This is a genomic window from Planktotalea sp., assembly GCF_018607995.1.
GTDB lineage: Bacteria > Pseudomonadota > Alphaproteobacteria > Rhodobacterales > Rhodobacteraceae > Planktotalea.
Window position 1 is genome coordinate 36644 of record NZ_JABBAL010000034.1, and the last position, 16211, is coordinate 52854.

15 protein-coding genes and 1 pseudogene are annotated in these 16211 nt (G+C 48.2%); 12 read left to right on the forward strand and 4 right to left on the reverse strand.

The window, feature by feature from the left end; genetic code table 11:
• The first annotated feature begins 122 nt into the window (after positions 1–122).
• Positions 123–1301: an acetyl-CoA C-acyltransferase family protein gene (locus QZ280_RS14450; protein ID WP_293445448.1), complete on the forward strand. Its 1179-nt coding sequence runs from the start codon at positions 123–125 to the stop codon at positions 1299–1301.
• Positions 1302–1485: 184 nt separating this feature from the next.
• Here QZ280_RS14450 and QZ280_RS14455 read toward each other — a convergent pair whose 3' ends face one another.
• The 3 genes from QZ280_RS14455 to QZ280_RS14465 all read right to left on the reverse strand — a co-directional run bounded on the left by QZ280_RS14455 (position 1486) and on the right by QZ280_RS14465 (position 3491).
• Positions 1486–2010, reverse strand: coding sequence for an acyloxyacyl hydrolase (locus QZ280_RS14455; protein ID WP_293445450.1), 525 nt, complete (start codon positions 2008–2010; stop codon positions 1486–1488).
• 52 nt (positions 2011–2062) lie between these two features.
• Positions 2063–3241 (reverse strand): Wzz/FepE/Etk N-terminal domain-containing protein, encoded by a 1179-nt coding sequence (locus QZ280_RS14460; protein ID WP_293445452.1) that lies wholly within the window; start codon positions 3239–3241, stop codon positions 2063–2065.
• 118 nt (positions 3242–3359) lie between these two features.
• The gene (locus QZ280_RS14465; protein ID WP_293445454.1) at positions 3360–3491 is read right to left on the reverse strand and encodes a hypothetical protein; all 132 of its coding nucleotides are present in this window, start codon (positions 3489–3491) and stop codon (positions 3360–3362) included.
• A gap of 255 nt (positions 3492–3746) precedes the next feature.
• Between QZ280_RS14465 and QZ280_RS14470 the strand changes: the two genes are divergently transcribed.
• The 3 genes and pseudogenes from QZ280_RS14470 (at position 3747) to QZ280_RS14480 (ending at position 6830) form a co-directional block, all read left to right on the forward strand.
• Entirely contained in the window at positions 3747–5069 is a 1323-nt protein-coding gene (locus QZ280_RS14470; protein WP_293445456.1) for a UDP-glucose/GDP-mannose dehydrogenase family protein, read from the forward strand.
• Between the two features lie 273 nt (positions 5070–5342).
• Positions 5343–5589 (forward strand): annotated as a pseudogene (locus QZ280_RS14475) (hypothetical protein); the annotation flags it as partial.
• A gap of 137 nt (positions 5590–5726) precedes the next feature.
• On the forward strand, positions 5727–6830 hold the full coding sequence (locus QZ280_RS14480; RefSeq protein ID WP_293445458.1) for a glycosyltransferase: 1104 nt from the start codon (positions 5727–5729) through the stop codon (positions 6828–6830).
• 566 nt (positions 6831–7396) lie between these two features.
• On the opposite strand, the gene QZ280_RS14485 is transcribed toward QZ280_RS14480, so the two are convergent.
• Entirely contained in the window at positions 7397–7894 is a 498-nt protein-coding gene (locus tag QZ280_RS14485) for a transcriptional activator RfaH (protein ID WP_293445460.1), read from the reverse strand.
• Between the two features lie 339 nt (positions 7895–8233).
• Here QZ280_RS14485 and QZ280_RS14490 point away from each other — a divergent pair, with 339 nt between their 5' ends.
• From QZ280_RS14490 to QZ280_RS14525, 8 genes are all read left to right on the forward strand, one after another.
• Entirely contained in the window at positions 8234–8611 is a 378-nt protein-coding gene (locus QZ280_RS14490) for a MarR family EPS-associated transcriptional regulator (protein ID WP_293445462.1), read from the forward strand.
• Positions 8608–9987 carry a phosphomannomutase gene (locus QZ280_RS14495; RefSeq protein WP_293445464.1) on the forward strand — a complete coding sequence of 460 codons (1380 nt, stop codon included), beginning with the start codon at positions 8608–8610 and terminating at the stop codon, positions 9985–9987. Before QZ280_RS14490 ends, QZ280_RS14495 begins: the two co-directional genes overlap by 4 nt.
• Positions 9988–10064: 77 nt before the next feature.
• Complete coding sequence (locus QZ280_RS14500; RefSeq protein WP_293445466.1) at positions 10065–11054, forward strand: NAD-dependent epimerase/dehydratase family protein; 990 nt, start codon at positions 10065–10067, stop codon at positions 11052–11054.
• Positions 11055–11062: 8 nt separating this feature from the next.
• Positions 11063–12019, forward strand: a complete 957-nt coding sequence (locus QZ280_RS14505; protein ID WP_293445468.1) for a KpsF/GutQ family sugar-phosphate isomerase — start codon at positions 11063–11065, stop codon at positions 12017–12019.
• Entirely contained in the window at positions 12016–12807 is a 792-nt protein-coding gene (locus QZ280_RS14510; RefSeq protein ID WP_293445470.1) for a manno-octulosonate cytidylyltransferase, read from the forward strand. The genes QZ280_RS14505 and QZ280_RS14510 overlap by 4 nt, the downstream gene beginning before the upstream one ends.
• The gene (kdsA, locus tag QZ280_RS14515; protein ID WP_293445472.1) at positions 12804–13631 is read left to right on the forward strand and encodes a 3-deoxy-8-phosphooctulonate synthase; all 828 of its coding nucleotides are present in this window, start codon (positions 12804–12806) and stop codon (positions 13629–13631) included. Before QZ280_RS14510 ends, kdsA begins: the two co-directional genes overlap by 4 nt.
• Positions 13632–13639: 8 nt before the next feature.
• Positions 13640–15208 carry an ATP-binding cassette domain-containing protein gene (locus QZ280_RS14520; protein ID WP_293445474.1) on the forward strand — a complete coding sequence of 523 codons (1569 nt, stop codon included), beginning with the start codon at positions 13640–13642 and terminating at the stop codon, positions 15206–15208.
• Positions 15201–16211 (forward strand): hypothetical protein, encoded by a 1011-nt coding sequence (locus QZ280_RS14525; RefSeq protein ID WP_293445476.1) that lies wholly within the window; start codon positions 15201–15203, stop codon positions 16209–16211. Before QZ280_RS14520 ends, QZ280_RS14525 begins: the two co-directional genes overlap by 8 nt.

Here is a 16211-nt window from a genome sequence, read left to right on the forward strand (position 1 = left end):
CCAACCTGCCCGCCGTTAAGGCGGGTTAAACCTGTGCGCAGCTCAATTTGACGTACCGTTCCAACTGACAAACCCTCGGCCGAAAAGCATACTCACCCGAAATCACGCCAAGGAGATCCCTCATGTCAGACGATATCGTTATTCTCGACGGCGCGCGAACGGCAATCGGCACATTTGGCGGCGCACTCGCCAAGACACCGCCTATTGAGTTGGCAACGATCGCCAGCAAAGCCGCACTCAGCCGCGCTAACGTCAACCCCGCGCAGATCGGCCATGTGGTCTTCGGCCATGTCATCAACACAGAACCGCGCGACATGTACCTCTCCCGTGTCGCCGCTATTGATGCGGGCATCCCCGACACAACCCCTGCGATGAACGTCAACCGCCTGTGCGGCTCCGGCGCGCAAGCGATTGTATCTGCGGTTCAATCCCTGATGCTGGGCGATGCGGACTTCGCACTCGCGGGTGGCGCTGAAAATATGTCACGCTCTCCCTTTGTGATCCCCGATCAACGCTGGGGCGCAAAGATGGGCGATACGCGCACGCTCGACATGATGCTCGGTGCTTTGAACTGTCCATTTGGTACCGGTCATATGGGTGTCACCGCTGAAAACGTGGCTGCGGAACACGATATTTCGCGCGCTGCACAAGACGCTTTCGCAATGACTAGCCAAGCCCGCGCGGCCAACGCGATTGAGCAAGGCTATTTCAAAAGCCAGATCACCCCGGTCAAAATCAAAGTGAAACGCGACATGGTCGATTTCGCTGTTGATGAGCACCCCAAGGCAACCTCTGAAGAAGCGCTCGCAGGGTTGCGCACAGTGTTTCAAAAAGACGGCACAGTCACTGCAGGCAATGCTTCTGGCATCAATGATGGTGCTGCTGCGATTGTCATGGCAACCGCTTCCGCTGCTAGCAAAGCTGGTCTCAAACCACGTGCGCGCGTTTTAGGCTATGCGCATGCAGGCGTGCGACCCGAAGTCATGGGTATCGGTCCTGTTCCTGCGGTAGAAAACCTATTGGCGCGAACAGGTCTCAGCATCACGGATTTCGATGTAATCGAAAGCAACGAAGCCTTCGCCGCACAGGCACTCGCAGTGAACAAAGGTCTTGGCCTTGATCCTGCAAAAGTGAACCCGAATGGCGGTGCGATCGCGCTGGGTCATCCGGTCGGTGCAACGGGCGCGTTGATCACCGTAAAAGCCCTTTATGAGCTGGAACGCATCGGCGGCAAACGCGCACTCATCACCATGTGCATCGGCGGTGGTCAAGGCATCGCGATTGCACTCGAGGCACTCTAGTCAATCCTGATGGTAGCGCGCACAGCGCGGCCGTCGCTATCGATGACGGAGAGCTGAACGACCCCCCCACTCGAAAAAAGGCAATTGCGCGTGACGCGTCTGCACTCTGAGCAAGATCTGCGCACCACTGGCCAACCAAGTGAAAGGCGATCGCCCGTCGCAAACCTTCACAACCAGCCCCACATCAGTTTAGCGGTACGCTCACACGGAGCTGAAAGGTCTCAAGCCCCGGGTTCAGCGATGAAATATCCCCATTCGAGCGGTGATCGAACGACACCCCCATACGCAGACCGTTCTTCGCCTGATAGCCAATCTCGGCACCAGAGCGGAATTCAATCGGATAACCCAGATCAGGCCCGTTTCCTTGCGCATAAACACCTGGCATAAAGTGCAACTGCGCATAGCCACCGGCCCCAGAAGGACGTTGCCAAAAGCGGGTCGTATGAGTGGCACCAAGGCCGAGCCAAATGTCGTTACTATCACTCACCGACAGCCCCATCGCAGGCTGAAACGGCCCGAAGGAGATACCCATATCGTAGCGCAAATACACTTCACTCCCGATGTTCTTTTCCTGGAAGATCACATTGCCAAAAGAGAGAGATAGCGCCTCTTCCGCAGGCGTGCGCGTAAGGCAGCCCGTATCGCAATCATTGGCCTTCATATCAAACAAACCAACAGCGAAGAAGAGTACAGCAAGCCGTCCGTCCATGTTAAAATCCTAAATCATTAAACCATACAGCTCAAAAACGCCGAAATTCGCATTACGCTGCCTCGTTTGCGGTATAGCGCTGAAAAGCGTCACGCATCAACACATAGACACAGCTTCCAAAAAAACCCAACATCAACGAAAGCGCTAGAATGAGAGAGTCGCTCCGCGCCTTTGTGACACTGATGGCTTCTTTTCTTATATTAAAAATCTTTGCCCCTGAAGCAAAAGGTGAGCCTTTAATTGATGAGCGGAACGACTTCACAGTCACATCGTTTTTGAGAACTAATATTTTGCGTTTAGCATTCAAAAATTCTGAATTTTGCAGGTATTTTTCGTCGCCCACTCTGGTCTCAATCAAGTATATTTCCTTCTCCAAAGACTTAAATCCTCTTAGAAATAAGGTTTCAGGGCGGTCACGCAGTATGGTGCCGTCGTCTAATACTGTAGCAAACAGATTTTCTTGATAGCTATTCGTCAAACTATTTTCCGCTAGGCCAAGCTCGCGGGCGATAGAGGCCTGTTCTTTAAGAAATAGCAATCGACCTGCCGTTGCTAGATCAACTGCCTCCTCTACGGAATCCAAATTACTATCTAGATTTGCGCGCTCATTAAGCGCTCTGCGTTCGATATTGTCAGCGAGATCACTCACCATTCTAAGCTGGCCGATATTCACGTTCTCCTCTGCCTTCAAAAGAGCCATCACAAAAATATCTAAAAGCTGGTTTTTATTGCCCCATTCAAAACTTATGCGCGCATTAGGATCAAGTTCTGTTGCCGGAACTATTGAGATGTTGGAGATAAGTCCGCTCCTGGCCTCAAAAAATTCTTCGTCAGACATGTCTCTGTATTCACTATTATACTGCTTTAATGCCGCTTCAAACTCTTCGAAATCCTGAAGTTCGCGCACCATTTCAGTAAAAAGACCATCTGTTGTAATCTCAAACTGAACGGTTACTTCACCATCTTGCTTTTCATTTTGAAGAACCTCAGCATAAGACGCTTTTATGCCATCATTCAAAGGCGCGTATGCCGCTACCTGACGTCCCGTGGGCTCACGAAGAACAAACTCTCCACTATATTTTTCTGGTTTCAGAAGGAGGAAACCAAATGCCAAGCATCCGCACAGAAAAGATACTAGTAATATGGTTATCTTGTTTTTCCAAAGGTTGGAAAACAATTCGAATAAATTAATTTCATCGCTTGCTTGAAGCTGCTCTAAAGAAGAGTTCATAAAGTTTACGCCCAATAAGTTACTTAAGTGGTCTTTTAACCAACATCCCTTGCCCTGTCATGTGGCATCATTTTAAGACTTAACTTGATCCAAGCCACGCTTCAATGCCGAACCAATCTTAAAAAGTACGCCACCAGTCCTTGTTGTCGCGTTGCCAGCACACAGTTTTCTCTGGGCCTTGCTCCAACGTCACAGGAGAGTGCCAATCGAGTTCATCGCAGATGCGTGTCGGATCAATCGCATTGCGCATGTCATGGCCGGGGCAGTCGGTGACGAAGGTGATCTAATCGAGTAAAAAGTGTCCTTGGGGGGCATCACATCGAGGTGCGTGCAGATCATGCGGACTAGGTCGATATTCTTAACCTCGTTTCCGACCTTGCCGTAGACAGAGATATCATTGCCTGCGAGTGCATTCAGGATTACCGCAGACACATGTCTTCTCGTTGACCTGCTGCGCTCAAATGCGTCATACCAACCCCGAAGCAAAGCAGTGAGGGGATACCCCATGAAAATCGCAATGATCGGGACAGGCTATGTAGGTCTCGTCTCTGGCGTATGTTTTTCGGACTTCGGTCACAACGTCGTTTGTGTAGATAAAGACCCGCAGAAAATTAAAATGCTAGAGCGCGGCGAAGTACCAATCTACGAGCCGAGCCTTGATGCGCTCATGGCCAAGAACGTGGAAGCGGGACGTTTGTCCTTTACGCTTGATCTTGCGGACGCCATCGAGGGCGCAGAAGTGGTGTTCATCGCCGTTGGCACGCCCATGCGGCGCGGCGACGGCCATGCTGACCTGACTTATGTGATGGCAGCCGCGACGGAAATCGCAGAAATGTCCAAAGACTACCTAGTTGTTGTGACCAAATCTACCGTACCAGTGGGCACTAATCGCATTGTCAAACAGACAATTCGCAAGGCCAACCCAGGCCTTGAGTTCGATGTAGCCTCTAATCCTGAATTTCTGCGCGAAGGCGCAGCGATTGACGATTTCATGCGCCCTGACCGCGTGGTTATCGGCGTGCAATCAGACAAAGCCGCAGAGGTGATGAACGAACTTTATCGCCCACTATCTTTGCGTGACTTCCCCGTTGTTGTCACCGACCTGGAATCCGCCGAAATGATCAAATACGCGGCCAACGCGTTTTTGGCGACCAAGATCACTTTCATCAATGAAATCGCAGCGCTCTGCGAAAAGGTTGGCGCGGACGTCAAGCAAGTATCCAAAGGCATGGGCATGGACGGACGCATCGGTGATAAATTCCTGCGCGCAGGCCCCGGCTATGGCGGATCGTGCTTCCCGAAAGACACCAAAGCCCTCGCGCGTATCGGTCAGGAACACTCGGTTCCTATGCAAATCACCGAGACGGTCATCACCGTCAACGAAGAGATCAAGCGCCGCATGATCACCAAGCTCGAGGACCTCTGCGGTGGTTCTTTCAACGGCAAGGTAATCGCGATACTGGGTGTGACTTTCAAGCCTGACACGGACGATATGCGCGACGCCCCTGCTTTGATGATCGTGCCTGCGCTTGTGGGCGGCGGTGCCAAAGTGCGCGTGTGCGATCCTCAAGGCAAACACGAAGGCGAAGCACTCCTACCTGGCGTGCACTGGATCGAAGACCCCTACAAAGCCGCCCAAAACGCCGATCTTGTAGTAGTGCTGACCGAATGGAACGAGTTCCGCGGGCTGAACCTGAAAAAGTTGGCCAATAAAATGGCTGTCCCGCATATGGCCGACCTACGCAACGTATACTCCGTCAAGGACGCCAAGCGCGCAGGATTTGAGGCCTATGACAGCATCGGACGTATAGGTTTTATGAAGAACTAACACTCAGAGACCTATTATCTGCACTTGCCCCCACTAGCCAAGGGCAAGTGCATGCAAGAGTTTGGTGGGGCGCTCGTTTTAACAACATAACAGGTTCCAGGCTATTCATCGACTTGAAGGGTGAACTCTACGGCTAAAACCCAGATCAAAGTAGTCGTGGCAAGAGTTTGGATTGCGCACAACCACATTTCTTCGCACCCTCCGCGACGCCGTCAATGTGGCGACCAACCGCCTTGGAAGCCAACGAGCACTGGAACCATCGCCCTTACGCAGCGGTATCTTGGCCGGACGCTGTGAAGACAATGGAGTGGATATCACCGCAAGTGCCGCGTCGAGATCAAACCTCTCGGGATCATGCTACGCATAACCCTGCCGATCAGTGGATGCACTGCCTGAAACTGATGGGCGATCTCTCATGACGAGTGGCTTCGACAGGCAGGTTGCCGAGATCCAAATCCATATCGCCTTACTCAATCGCTATACTACTCTTTGCATACCTATCACTGAGACTGTAAGCTAAACCCGTCCGGAATAAGGTAAAGACTGCCAATCATCGGATTGGTGCAACAAAGCCATTGAGCATGTCTCGGCTATTTAGTATCACAATAATATCAGGATATGCCTGGTTAATCATCGATAAAACTGAGCGACCTCTCAATGCTGAATGTACCTTTTGAATGGATAACTTTGAGTTTTGGCGTATCAGCTCTCACGAATTTTTTGATCATTGTTTGGTTTGCGCGCACCCTAAAACAGCATCTGAAACGCAATGATACTTCTGCCGTACAAGCCTTACACATAAATCCAACTGCACGCATTGGTGGCCTTGCGATTGTTATCGCTTTAGTCGTGTCTGCAGCGTTGTCGCACAGCGCAGACAGTTGGAAACCATTCCTTCTTTTGCTAGTCAGTGCAATGCCTGTATTTATTGTCGGATTAGCTGAAGATCTTGGTTACCTAGCAAGTCCACTTAGAAGGCTGCTTGCCGCAACAGTCTCAGGCGCAGTGTTTATTGCACTAATGGGACAATGGGTGCTGCACACTGGCATTCCAGGTCTAGATATCGCACTTCAGTGGTCACCCTTTGCTGTAGCATTTTCATTGTTCCTAGCAGTTGGCATTAGCCATGCCTTTAATCTTATCGATGGCCTCAACGGGCTAGCAGGGTTCACAGCGTTTGCAGCCGCTCTTGCGCTGGCAACAATTGCACAGCAATCAGGGCTCACAGAGCAGCGCGACATGCTTCTTACAATTGCAGCTGCGATTACAGGCTTTTTGATTTTCAACTTTCCATTTGGCAAAATCTTTTTGGGGGATGCTGGAGCTTACGTAATTGGTCATCTACTCGTCTGGGTGTCCGTATCTATTTTGTGGAACGCTCCAAATGTGAGCCCATTTGCAATGCTGCTCATCTTCTTCTGGCCAATTGCGGACACATTACTAGCAATCATGCGGCGTTTGTCTCTCGGTAAACCAATCGCACAGCCTGACAGGTTGCATTTTCACCAGCTTGTGATCCGCAGTGTGGAAATTGTTCTTTTAGGCAGAAAGAAGCGATGGATCGCAAATCCGTTGGCAACACTGATTACGCTTCCTTTTGTTGTTGCACCTATGATCTCAGGCGTGATGTGTGCTCTTGATCATGGAAACGCAGCAATGGCCTGGGGTCTTTTTGCAATGATTTTTATTGCGACTTACAAGACAGGCATGTGGCTCGCTCCTAAACTGCGCCGCCCTCTTACCCGAAAACTGAGCGAATAACCGCAGAATGAAACTTTGAAAAAGACGTAAAGAGCTCTTTTGACCCTACCAATTAGCAGTAAAATCTACTCATCCAGGTACAAAGCCCACCGCACATCCAAGCGCAATCGCACAAGCATCTGCCAACACATCGCCTACCTCGCCACTTCTGTTCACAAAAGGTTGCGCGAGCTCGATAAAGATGCCGAACATGATCCCGTATACCACGTATTTCCGATACTAATTCGGCGTAGCAAAACTCAACAAGAGCATAAGAACAGCAAATACAAACACGTGGTATAATTTGTCTGTGCCAACCGCTTCAGGCAGCTCCTGAGCTAGTATTAAGGCAGCAAGCCCTATCGGAGCCGCCAAAACGACTGTGACCCTCTTTGCCCGAAATAGGGTCTAAGATGCTCAATCAATCTTAACCTGTTTCATATTCCTCGGGCTTTTCATCTGTATAGAAAGGGGTGCAATATGTTGCTCCCGATATAACTACATCAAAAGCATATAGTCATACAGCCACCTGGACGACCGGAAAGATTTAAACAAATTGAAAAGACTGGGTAAATACTACGCACAAGCTATTTCGAAACCTGCACTTGATCTGCGGTAACGTTAACTCTTGCATCATGCCCCATGAACTCCATCAAAAGCCAAACGCGCTGTTGTGCATCTACTTTCTCAACAGTCGCTACCAAGTTTGCAAACGGCCCCGACAGGACATCTACGGTATCACCAACATTCAATGTTTTTGGTGGTAAGAGCGTTCCCGATGTATCACAGCGCAACATCAGGCTCGAAATCAGCGGGAGTGGTAGAGGTTTAACGGTGCCATCAAAGCTCACCAGACGGGAAACTCCAATCGTGCTGTTGATTGTGCGCCACGGCGCTGCACTACTATCAACGCCAACAAACATGTAGCCTGGGAATAGTGGCCTTAAGTCTGACACAAAACGTGATGCTTTTCTTCGAGTAATTTCCTGCATAGGAAGAAAAACTTCGAAGTCTTGGCGCTTTAAATTACGCTCTGCTAACCGGTGTGCGTTTGGTTTAAATTGGATGAGATGCCACTGCTTCACTTGCGTGCCTCACGAATTTCGCTCATACTTGAACAATATTAGCATTCGATAGTATGCTGCAAGACCACTACACACCACCAGAAATTTCAAAATTTGTTACTTAAAATCAATCCTTAAATTTATTAATTTGTGTAGATTATTGATTTTATTGTATGATAACTATCCCTTATTTTTAAGTTAGTTCTAAAAAGATACTTGTGCGATTGCCTTAATTTGGCGGTTATGATATCCTTCAAAGTTGAACGGTTATGAACCTTTCTGACCTAAATCACTATTCTTTTTCAACTGAGCTTGCGCAGAACGCGAGGCTCGGTGCGGTAGCCGTTTTGGGGTGCTATTTTGGCTAGTAGCCGTAAAAAACAACAGTCTGAGATCCGCTTAAAAGTGATAAGGTTGATTTCGCAGAACCCTGAGATGTCCACGCGGCAGGTGGCGGATGAAGTTGGGATTTCAAACGGCTCGGCCTACTACGTGCTGACCGCTCTCGTTGAAAAAGGCTTTGTGAAACTGGGCAATTTCAAGAAGAATCCGCGCAAGGGTCAATACGCTTATTTATTGACGCCAAAAGGGATCCGCGAGAAGTCTCTCCTCACGCACAGCTTCATTGAGCACAAGCGCGAAGAGTTTGAGGCGTTGAAAATCGAAATCACAGCCCTTGAAGAAGAGGCTGGCCTTGCCGTTGAAGCGACGCCCGCACCAAAGGACGGCAAGCGGTGACTGAACTGACCTGCTTTAAGGCCTACGACGTGCGCGGTGAAATTGGTGTCAACATTGATGAAGATGTTGCCTACCGTATTGGTCGGGCTGTTGCGCAGCATTTTGGTGCCAAATCTATTGTGATCGGATTTGACGCGCGTGAAACCAGCCCGACTTTTGCAGCTAGGGCATCACAGGGGGCGCGCGATGCGGGCGCAGATGTCATAAACATTGGCATGGCGGGCACCGAAGAAATGTACTGGTCAGTAACTGAATTTGATGCTTGCGCCGGGATTGAAGTAACGGCTTCGCACAATCCGATCAATTACAACGGAATGAAAATCGTAAAATCACACTCGCGTCCTTTGGATGACACGAGTGATTTTCAAGTGATCAAGGCGCTGGCGGTTTCTCAGGAGTGGGCGGGCAATAGCGAGGTAGGCAAAGAGCTTGATCGCTCAGCAGAGGCGCGAAAGGCCTATGTGGATCGTGTGCTGAGTTTTGTTGATGTCACAGCACTGCGGCCTTTGAAAATTGTTGTGAATTCTGGAAATGGTGCGGCCGGTCCGACCTTTGATGCACTTGCTAAGCGGTTGATGGAGCTTGGTGCGCCGCTAGAGTTTATTCGTGTGCATCACACACCAAATGCGACATTCCCAAATGGCATCCCCAATCCACTTCTGCCTGAAAACCATCCTGCGACGGCAGACGTGGTCAAAGCGAAAAATGCCGACTTTGGCGTAGCATTCGACGGTGATTTTGATCGCTGCTTTTTCTTCGATGAAACGGGTCAATTCGTACCCGGCGAATATGTCGTCGGGCTACTCGCATCCATCTTCTTAGAAAAAGAGGTGGGCGCAAATATCGTTCACGATCCACGAGTAGTTTGGAACACGCAAGATATTGTTGCGCAAAAGGGCGGTGTCGCGGTGCAATCAAAGACCGGCCACGCCTTCATCAAGCAGGTAATGCGTTCTCAGGAAGCCGTCTACGGCGGCGAGATGTCGGCGCACCATTACTTCCGTGATTTTGCCTATTGCGATAGTGGCTTGATCCCGTGGCTTTTGGTTGCAGAGCTCGTGTCGGGCTCGGGACGCTCACTGGGTGAGTGGGTGAAGGATCGATTTGCTGTCTTCCCAAGCTCAGGTGAAATCAATTTCACAGTGACTGACGCGGGCAAAGCTATTGAGAATGTACTGTCAGCTTACCGCGCGAAGGCGCTCTCACTCGATGAGACCGACGGGGTGAGCCTGGCGTTTTATGATTGGCGTTTCAACCTTCGTCGCTCGAACACCGAGCCACTCGTCCGGTTGAATGTTGAAAGCAAAGGTGGAGCGGACAGGCTTGATGCTCAAGTGAACAAAATTGCGGATTTGCTTGGTGGGGTGCGCGCTTAAGCCTGCCGATAATGGGGTGTTATGGGTAGGTGGGTGAGAGTTTCTGGACCCCGTAAAAAAGAAGATTTCATTCAGTAATGGCAAAGAAAATTACAGTAATTGGTGGATCTGGTTTTGTTGGGACAAACCTGTGCCGACAGCTTTCATTAAAGCAGCAGGATTTTGAAATTATCGACCTAAAGATGAGCAATCAATTTCCGGAGAAGTGTAAGATTGCTGACGTCCGCGAGGCAGAGACTTTGCGAAATACCATCACGGGTGATGTGGTGGTGAATTTGGCGGCGGTTCATCGCGACGACGTCCGTGATAAGTCAGAGTATCAGCGGACTAATGTGGATGGCGCGGAAAATGTTGCCTTGGTTGGTGAAGAAAAGGGCATCGATAAGATTGTCTTCACGAGTACCGTTGCGGTTTACGGCTTTTCGGAACCTGGGACAGACGAGAGCGGGGCTATTAACCCATTCAACGAATACGGTCGCACTAAATTCGAAGCGGAAGAGAAGCTCAGGAGTTGGCAGGTGGTGTCGGATAATTCGCTTCTGATTGTGCGTCCTACGGTCATATTTGGCGAGGGAAACCGCGGGAACGTTTACAACTTGCTGAACCAAATCGCGTCTGGGAAATTTCTGATGGTCGGGCGTGGCGAGAATAAGAAGTCCATGGCGTATATCGGGAACATTGTGGCGTTCTTGGAGGCCTGTATTGCATCGGACTGTAAGTATGGCGTCTTTAATTACGTGGACACTCCAGACTTTACTATGAATGAGTTGGTATCGCAGGTGCGACAGACATTGAAAGGCAAGACTGGCGTTGGTCCTAGACTGCCATTCTGGTTGGGAATGATTTTAGGATATGTGGCTGATGGTGTGGCACAGCTCACGGGCAAAAATTTGCCAGTTAGTTCCATCAGGGTTAAAAAGTTTGTTTCTTCGACCGAGTTTCGCAGCGCAAAAAACAAACTGGAGGGCTTTCAGCCCCCGTTCCAATTGGCTGATGGAATTGTGCGAACATTGCAAAGTGAGTTTGTAGCGCCGGATCCGTCCAGAGAAATTTTTTATACAGAATAGGCGCAGATATGACCCAAGATGATATAAATGCAATCGCTGCACGTGTGATTTCGATTGAGGCGGATGCGCTGTATAAAATGGCGGGGGATTTGCCCACTGATTTTGCAGGTGCGGTTGAGGCGATTTTGCAAACCAAGGGCCGCGTGATTGTCTCAGGTGTCGGGAAATCGGGGCATATTGGTAAAAAGATTGCCGCAACTTTGGCCAGCACGGGCACGCCCGCCAGTTTCGTTCATGCGACTGAGGCGAGCCATGGGGATTTAGGAATGGTGACAGCGGCAGATTTTTGTTTGCTGATTTCCAATTCGGGGGAAACATCCGAACTTCGTGACATTGTTGCACATACGCGGCGCTTTGGCATTCCCATGGCTGCGATTTCCTCAAAGTCGAACAGCACGCTGATGCAGGCGGCCGATTACAAATTAACCCTGACGCAGGCGCCTGAGGCCTGTTCCATCGGCATGGCGCCGACCACATCCACCACACTGACGCTGGCGTTGGGTGATGCATTGGCCGTGGCGCTTATGGAACGGCGCGATTTTCAACCCGAAGATTTCAAGGTGTTCCACCCGGGCGGCAAACTTGGGGCGCAAATGGCAACGGTTGCGCAACTGATGCACCACGGCGATGCGCTGCCTATCGTTGATCATAAAACCCCGATGCAAGACGCCCTCATTACCATGACGTCCAAGGGATTTGGCATTGCCGTTGTGATCCAAGAGGGTGCATTATTAGGGGTGATCACCGATGGCGATTTGCGCCGCCATATGGATACGTTGATGCAGGCAACGGCGGGGGATATTGCGGGGCAAAATCCCGTGACAGTCACCCCCGATATGTTCGCAGCCGAGGCGTTGAACATTATGAACACGAAAAAAATCAGTGTGTTATTGGCGGTGGATCAAAACAATATGCCCATTGGCATCCTTCATATCCACGATCTATTGCGCGCAGGTGTTGTATGAAAACCGTTATTATTATTCCTGCCCGCTATGCCTCAACCAGATATCCAGGAAAGCCACTGGTGGAATTAACCCTGCCAGATGGGGCGCGCAAATCCCTGATCCAGCTTAGCTGGGAGGCGGCCTGTCGCGTGACGGGTATCGATGGAGTTTATGTGGCTACCGATGATGTGCGCATTCGCGACGCTTCAAATGCGTTTGGGGCGGATGTGATCATGACATCTGAAACCTGCCGCAATGGCACCGAACGTTGCGCCGAGGCGCTGGCAAATGCGACCCTAGACGCGGATTTGATTGTGAATTTACAGGGCGATGCCCCTCTGACACCCCATTGGTTTGTTGAGGATTTGATCGCCGCTATAAAACAGGATGAGGCTGCGCAAATGGCAACTCCAGTGCTGCGCCTTGATCGGTTGACATACGGCCACTTTACCACTGACCGCCGCGAAGGTCGGGTTGGGGGCACCACAGCGATTTTTGATAAAAACAACCACGCCCTTTATTTTTCCAAAGAGGTGGTGCCGTTCATGGATCTCGAAAAATGGCCTGCGGATGCGGAATTGCCTGTGTTCCACCATGTTGGGGTCTACGCCTATCGCCCCACAGCGCTAAGCGCCTATATGTCCTGGCCCGAGGGGACGCTCGAACGCATAGAAGGGTTAGAGCAGTTGCGGTTTTTGGAAAACGGCGAAACCGTCAAATGTGTCGAGGTTGAGGGGCGCGGCCGTGTCTTTTGGGAATTAAATAATCCCGAAGATGTGGCCCGTATCGAAGGAGTGATTGAGCAATGAGCACGCAAAAAACAGTGATGGTTGGGGATGTTCCCTTTGGCGGGGACAACCCGATCGCTTTTATCATGGGGCCGTGTCAGTTAGAAAATCGCGATCACGCCATGATGATGGCCGAACGGGTTGCCAATGCCTGTGCGCCTACGGGATCAAACTTTGTCTTTAAAACCAGCTACGATAAGGCGAACAGATCCTCAATCACATCGGCGCGTGGCATCGGCATGGACGAAGGCCTGCGTATTCTGGCAGAGGTGCGCGACACATTTGGCTGTCCAGTCATCACAGACGTTCATGAGATCAGCCATTGCGCCCCCGCGGCCGAGGTGGTGGACGTGATCCAAATTCCAGCCTTCCTATCGCGTCAGACGGATCTGTTACTGGCGGCGGGGAACACGGGCAAACCCATCAATGTGAAAAAGGGTCAGTTTTTGGCCCCATGGGAAATGCACAATGTCGCCGAAAAAATCGCCAGCACGGGAAATACCCAGATCATGTTGTGCGAACGCGGAACATCCTTCGGATACAACACATTAGTGAATGATTTCCGTGGGTTGGAAACCATGGGTGAAACGGGATACCCGGTGATTTTTGATGCAACACATTCGGTGCAACAACCGGGTGGGCGGGGCAATTCATCGGGGGGCGAGCGTAAATTCGTGGCCGCCCTCGCACGCGCGGCCTGTGCGGTTGGTGTGGCGGGTTTGTTCATTGAAACCCATCAGGACCCCGATAATGCGCCCTGTGATGGACCCAACATGATCCAGATCGACAACATGCCCGCATTGATTGCACAACTGCGTGGTTTCGATGCGCTGCGAAAAGGGTAATAATACAAATGCGCCTTGCTACTATAAACAATTACTTTGAAAACATATTACCTTTAATATTTTTTACCGTGCTGAGTGGTGTATTAACTTTAGTTCAGTTTACATTGTTTGGATACATGGTCGCAAACCTAGTCCAACCAAGTTATCCAGTTGCATTACTTGACCGCGTATTTTTAGATAAATATACCTTTATAGCCGTCTTTATTATATCTACCTTCCTTTACATCGGTATAAACCTACTTCGTATTAAAGTATTACGGAATTCATTGATCGGAAGCTATACAAATTTAATAAGTTCACTTGAAAAAGATTATTTTAATCAAAAAATAAAACGTGGAGATTTTGAGCGGAGAGAAAATCATAGAAAAATACTACTTCAGGATGCACCAAGTCTAATCAATTATTTTTACACTCCGTTGTTAGAAGCATTTTTTTCTGTTATTATTTTAGTTCTCTTGTTATTTGCAACATTTTTATTTGCGGGGTTAAAATTTGGTACGATTGCGCTTGGTATTATAAGCTTCATTTTATTTGCAGCGCTACGTACGACAAAAAAAAGTAAAGTAGACGCTAAAATACGACAAAATAGCTCTCTTGAACGAGCAAACTTACTTAATAATAGTTTAGTGAATTTAAAATACATACTTGCAAATAATTTGACCAATCGAATCATAAATCTGAATTTAGAAGCTGAGCAAAAGTTTGCGAATTCTGAAATAAACGTTGTTCAACGTTCATTGCTGCAACGATATAGCATGGAAGCGTTACTGTTTTCAGTACCAGTAATGTTTTTATTAGTGAATATTGTGGGATTTACTCTGGCAAATTCAATAGTACTTGCTGGTTTGTTCTTGAAATCAATTCCTGAAGTCCAAAAAATATTACGATTAATAAATAGATTGTATATAGGTTTAGAAATCATAAAAGATATAGAACTGAATCGCTCTACTATATCAAAAAGCGATGCTTTGCGAAAGATTTCGGACCAAGTTGAAAATCAAAACAGTATAACGCTAGCGCAGGGAATTTCGGCTGTAGAAAATGGAAAAAAAGTCCAAACATTAAAGTTTAGCGTTGGCCGTCCCACAGTAATATTTGGTGCGTCGGGGATTGGAAAAACCACAATTTTAGACCAGATCGCAGGGGTAATCGAAGAAAACATTCATAATATTCACGGTTGGGATAAAGATATTCACTATCAAACCCAGGACCCGCTTATATTATCAGCAGCTCTGATAGAAAATATTAGGTTTATTTCGAAAAATGCCACAGATGTACAGATAAACAGTTTGATACAAGAAATGAAGTTGAATTCTCTATTAGATAGACAGCAACTAGATGTGGATGTGCTGTCAGGAGGGCAGGCTCAGCGTGTTGGATTGATTAGAGCACTGTGCTGTGACGCTGACATCATACTGTTTGACGAACCGACTTCCGCACTCGATCAAAGTATGAGCAGAAAATTTGTTGAAAAGGTCGAACGACTAGCGAACACAAAGTTGGTTCTAATTGTCTCCCACGATGAATTATTATTGAAACAAGAATGGCGAGCGTTAGAAATTGTAAGTCATGCTTAGTGTTTCAAAATGTATTTATGTTTTGTTTCTATTGGCAATATTCACTTTCGAATATGGGGGGTATAAGATTACCATTTTAATCATTCCCTTGTCTTTATTTTTGCTATACCGAAGGGGTGCTTTTAAGCTAAAAGATTTATACTTTTCGATTGGGCTGTTGTGCTATCTCTTATTTATTTTGCTACAGGCGCCCGACCTAAACGCCGAAATTTTATCGCTTACGAGCCTAGTTGTCACTAGTGGAATTGTTATTTTAAGTCGGGTTGAAATGGCAAAATGCAATAATTTTGCATTAAACTTTGTTTTCGCCGCCATCATTACTGACTATCTACTGATCAGCGCTTCCGTTGACATGACACAGCTTTTTCTTGGAGTAGAAAGTAGGTATATTACTGTCGCTAAACCTTATTTTAGAGCTACAGGGATATGGGCCGAGCCAGGCACTGCGGCTGTAGCGTTGATAATTGGTGCTTTAACCTGTCACCGCGATTTTATGTCGTGCATTAAAGTGACGGTTTGTGTAATGCTTTTACTCAGTCCATATGCGTTCTTAGCGTTCGGTGTTATCATAGTCAGGTACTTGTATAAACTTGAGTCCCCCGCAGTATTCGTTTTAGTTATGAGTTTAATTAGTGCGCCAGTGATTTTCGTTCTAAATTATTTGGTAAATGGCCGACTGTTTAATATTTTAAATGATTCTTCCTTTCAGATGCGGTTTAATGCGTTTAATGAAAACGTAATAAAATTTAATGATCCAATATGGTATACTGAAGATATTCTTCTTGCGGATGTTGGGCTATGGTTTGATCTTCAGATAAATCAGGGTCCTGCGATGTTACTTTTGTTATTCATAATGTCTATTTTTTATGGAACGCCATTAATACTCTTAGTGAAAGCAAAATCCTTTAGTGCGTATTTAATATATGCCATTATCAGCAAGAAAATGTTTTTACAAGAAACTGGTCGTCCCGAGCAAAAAGCTCCAAAGCGAGGAGAGATATAA